Genomic DNA, 4,384 nt, shown 5'->3' with positions numbered 1-4,384 from the left:
CGTGCCGGAGTCGGCTCGGCCACCCTGCACCGCCACTTCCCCTCCCGGCAGGCACTCCTGGAGGCCGTCTTCAAGGAACGGGTCGAGGCCCTGTGCGCGAAGGCGGACGACCTCCTCGCCGAACCCGACCCGGGCCGGGCGCTGACCACCTGGCTCCACGCCGTCGGCGCGCACGCCGTGGCCAACCGGGGCCTGGGGTCTTCGCTGATGCGGGACGGAGACCCCGCGCTGGGTGAAACCTGCCACGACCTGATCACCGCTGCCGGAGACGCCCTCCTTGCGCGCGCCCAAGCGGCAGGAGCCGTGCGCGCCGGGATCACCATCGCCCCACTGCTCAAGCTCGTCGGCGCCATCGCGCTGGCCACCGAGCAGGAGACCGACGGCCCGGCCGAGGCCGACCTCCTGCTGTCGATCGCCATCGACGGCGTACGCGCGCACTGACCCCCGGTCCTCACAAACGATCGGCTTCGGCAACGGCGGTGTCAGGCCTTGAACCGGAGGCGTACGACCCGCACCTGGATGTCGACTTCAGCCCGCTGCGCGGAGACGGTCAGCCGGAGGCCGACGGCTACGGCCAGGCAGCGTGACCTCGGCGGCAGGGCAACGAGTGGTCGCCGGATCGCCGATGGCAAGATCGGGCCATGGGATTGAACATAGTGGTCGGGGTCCTCGTGGACGCCGAGGACGAGGACTACACCGAGATGGTCCGCGCTGACTTCGTCGCGATCGGCGAGCTACTGGAGCGTGCGGGAGCGCGACCATGGGCTGAGCCCGACCTCGACGAGGAGGAGGGCGCAGAGTTCGAGGCGTGGGGTTACTCGGGCCTGCACACCGTTCGCCGTCTTGCTGTCCACCTTGCAGCGGGCGGGCGCCTGCCCGAGCCGCTGGACGGCAGCCAGCGGGCGACTGACGACCCGCTCCTGGGCAAGGTCTACGAGGATCTCCCGAGTGATCCTCCCGGACCGTTCGACCATCTGGTCCATCATTCGGACTGCGAGGGCTACTACGTCCCCGTCGACTTCGCCCACGTCATCGTGGACAAAAAGGCACGGGGCGGCTACCTGGGGTCTTCGGTGCGTCTGCTGGAGGAAGCCCGTCGACTCGCTGAAGCCCTCGGTCTTCCAGAAGACCTCGATCCACACTCCGAAGAGGTCTTCGAGGCCGCCGATGCCGAGAAGCCGGCCACCGAGGGGTGGCAGCGCTACGGCGTCGAGTCCTATGTATGCCTGCAACTCCTCCACGCTGCGAAACTCTCAATCTCGACCGGATCAGCCATTGCCTTCACCTGAGCTTGATCTTTAACCACTGGTGCTCCTCAGGGCCTGCGACATGTACGGTGCCGTGGTGACAGATGGGCTGTACCCACGACTTGCGGATGCGCTCCCGGCACTTGCTACCGAGATCGGTGAACTACTGCGTGCTGAGGGTGAGCCGCTAGCCGAGGTAGTCGCTGACCTGCCCTACTACGGCCCATGCACCTGTACAGCAACGTGCATCAACCTGCTGACTGCGCCGCCCGGTTCGTCGGGTTCCTCGATGATCCAACTCGAACGCGATGGCATGGACATCATCTGGCTGAGCTTGGATCCCTCCCGGACCACTATCACCGACATTGAAGTTCTGGACGGACGCGATCTCGGCCCAAGCTCCCAGCGATCTGGTTGACCACGTCTCTTCCGCTGTCCGCCGGGCGTCCAAGCGGCCCGGGGCTGATCACATGATGGCCTCGAACGATGCCCCGAACGTGATCGCCCGTACGGGGATGGGGCTCAACAGGCACGGGCGCAGGCTCTTTGCGCGCGGAGCGGGGTACGGACTGGCACTGCTGGCCGTGACTTCGTGTACGACGGCTCCGCCGTCGGGATCCGCGCCGCCGCAGTCGCGGCAGGCGCAGGCCTCACCCGCTGCGTCGCCCTCGCCGCCCAACCCGGCATCCTCGTCGGGGCCTGCCATCCCGGTCGGGGCGGCGCGGCCCACGGTCGCCGACGGACCGATGCTGGCGTCGGTCCGCAAGGGCATGGTCTCGCTGCCGTCCCACGAGATGCCGTCTGACGAGTTCGTAGCGGTGATCCGGCGGGATGCGCCGGACGCCGGTGTGCTCCTGTGGATGAAGGACGACCGTACGTACTGCTCCGCGATCGTTCGCGAGGGGGTGGCCCGGATCGAGTGCGGGTCCGTGCCGGAGAGCTGGCCGCGCAAGGGTGTCCTGAAGGTGACGGCGGGCGAGCCGTATCAGGAGAAGCCCGGCGAGCAGCCCAGTCTGTTCGTCTTCCTTGCCGTCGTCGAGGGCGAGCACGGCCCGTACGAGTACAAGGGGGCGGCGCCAGAGACGACGGGCCCGGTCCACGACGCCGTCGTGACCTTCGCTTCCGGCCGCAGGCTGGGCCTGATCTCCTACGAGAAGCACTCGCGCCAGATTGGGCGCAGCCGACATTCAGCGCCGCGTGGCCGGCGAGCTGGTCGTCATTCAGCAGCAGCTCGACGAGCCCCGCCTGTGGTCGGCGGCGGCCCGGCTGATGACCCTGTACGCCAAGACGTTCTCCGGCTCAGACGGGGCCGCCGCCATGCGCTGGTACCGCATGGCCGCAAGCGCCGCCGACGAGTCGCAGGATCCGGCCGCGCGGGTGTGGGTACGCGGCCGGGCCGCCATCGCCCTCGGGTACGAGGGCGCCTCCCTCGGCGTCGCCGACGTCCTCGCCGACCAGGCCCTAGCCATCAACGACCGCCCCTCACTCGGCCTGCTCAACGCGATCTACGGCAAAGCACACGCCGCCGCCCTCCGCGGCGACCACACAACCGCCCGCGCCCTCGACACCCAGGGGCGCCGGGTCTTCGACACAGCCGGCTCGCACGAGCAGACCTCCGACTACGCGGTGCCGTGGTGGCGGCTGAACGTGTTCCGGTCCCTGCTCCTCGCCCGCCTCGGCGACGAGCGCGCCGCCACCGAGGCGCAGGACCAGGCCCTCGCCGAACTCCCTGCCACCCTGCCGGGCTTCGCAACCCACCTTGAACTACACCGCGGGCTCATGCTCGCCCGGTCCGGCGGCCGTACGGGCGGTATCGCGCACGCCACCGCCGCGATGGATGCCCTGCCACCGGAAAAGCACAGCCTCACCCTGCGCATGCTCGTCAACGAGATCCGGGCCTGAACAGCAGCCCCCGGCACCATCGAGGTTGCGCCGGGGGCTGCACAGCTCGAGGCCGCAGACGGCCCACCCGCTACGCCCTGGCGGCGCTGCCCCGCGTGAGCTGCGCGCAGCGCAGGCCGCCGCCCGCGTGCCATTCCAGGACCGGGTTGACCGCGTCGCCGTGTTCGGTGCACCAGGACACCGGGACCAGGCCGCCGCAGTCGTACCGGCGGCACGCGCACTCCTGCGCCGAGTCGGCGTACGGCACCCCGTGCCGGACCACCCCGCCCGCCGGCCCCTCCGAGGCGGCGCCCCGCACCCGGGCCGGCCGCGCCAGCGTCACCCGCAGGCCACCCGACCCCGACCTGAACCGCTCGATCACCCGCACCTCCCCCAGCACCGCCAACGGCCCCGTACCCGGAGCGGTCAGCCGGCCCACCGACGCCCCCAAATGCTCGGCCGCCAGCTCGGCCAGCGCGTCAGCGTCGGCGTCCGTGGACCAGCCGGACAACTCGTCCTGCCCTTCGGCGTCCTCGGCCAGGACCAGGTGCGGGCCATCGAGCCGGAACCGGGACGTACGGCGCCCGGGACCGCTCCCGACCAGCGAGGCCGACGGCATGCCCACGGGCACCTCGATCTTGTCGTGGGCGAGCAGCCACGCCACAATCGCCGGCCGGTCGAACTGCGGATGCACGTCCGTGCCGCCGGTCGGGGCGGGGAAGTCGGCGTGCCGGCGGCGCCAGTTCACCACCGCAGCCCGGCCCACCCGAGCCATCCGCGCCACCTCCGCCAGCAGCACCCTGTCCCGGCCCGGGACAACCGGGTCGAGGGCGGCCAGCGGGGAGCGGCTACCCGCAGGGGCGGCGTACACCGCCCGCCAGTCGACCGAGGGCCGGGCGACGGGGAGTAGGGCGACGTCCTCGGCGGAGTACAGCGGGACCGTGGTGACGCCGCCCTGCCGCTTGTAGTCGATCTCCACCGAGCCGACCGGCGCGACCCAACCGAGGCGCACCACGGCGTCGAAGGTGCTGCGGCGGACCCCGAGCCGGACGGCCGCCTGGTCCGGGCCGAGGGGGACGTGCCGGTCGAGCAGGACCGGAAGGTCCCGGCGGCGCGCGAGGGCGGCCACCTGGTCCGGTTGAACGTCGCGGAACTCCACGTCCCCGCCGAGGCGGACCAGCAGACCGGCGCGGGCGAGGTGGCCGACCGCCGCCGCGGTCACCCGCAGCCGGCACCGCAACGGCGCCCCCAGGGCC

Annotated in this window: 3 protein-coding genes and 2 pseudogenes; 3 read left to right on the top strand and 2 right to left on the bottom strand. The window is 71.4% G+C overall.

What is annotated here, in order from left to right:
- Together AB0F18_RS38620 and AB0F18_RS38615 are read left to right on the top strand one after the other, a co-directional pair.
- A partial coding sequence (locus AB0F18_RS38620; protein ID WP_362070052.1) for a TetR/AcrR family transcriptional regulator occupies positions 1-441 on the top strand: 441 nt, incomplete at its 5' end.
- A gap of 200 nt (positions 442-641) precedes the next feature.
- Positions 642-1,289 (top strand): hypothetical protein, encoded by a 648-nt coding sequence (locus AB0F18_RS38615; protein ID WP_362070049.1) that lies wholly within the window; start codon positions 642-644, stop codon positions 1,287-1,289.
- A 424-nt stretch (positions 1,290-1,713) separates the two neighbouring features.
- Here the strand turns inward: AB0F18_RS38615 and AB0F18_RS38610 are convergent, their stop codons facing one another.
- Entirely contained in the window at positions 1,714-2,199 is a 486-nt protein-coding gene (locus AB0F18_RS38610; protein WP_362070046.1) for a hypothetical protein, read from the bottom strand.
- Between the two features lie 218 nt (positions 2,200-2,417).
- Between AB0F18_RS38610 and AB0F18_RS38605 the strand changes: the two are divergent.
- A pseudogene (locus AB0F18_RS38605) lies at positions 2,418-3,149 on the top strand (XRE family transcriptional regulator); the annotation flags it as partial.
- Between the two features lie 70 nt (positions 3,150-3,219).
- Here AB0F18_RS38605 and AB0F18_RS38600 read toward each other — a convergent pair.
- Positions 3,220-4,384 (bottom strand): annotated as a pseudogene (locus AB0F18_RS38600) (hypothetical protein); the annotation flags it as partial.

The organism is Streptomyces sp. NPDC029216 (genome assembly GCF_040648015.1).
In the GTDB taxonomy this organism is placed as follows: Bacteria; Actinomycetota; Actinomycetes; order Streptomycetales; family Streptomycetaceae; genus Streptomyces.
Note: the sequence above shows the minus strand (reverse complement) of the source record. Positions and strands in the feature narration are given on the sequence as shown.

Bases quoted from the DNA above. Each gene is read 5' to 3' on its own strand.
- AB0F18_RS38615 (WP_362070049.1), top strand. From the start codon at position 642: ATGGGATTGAACATAGTGGTCGGGGTCCTCGTGGACGCCGAGGACGAG.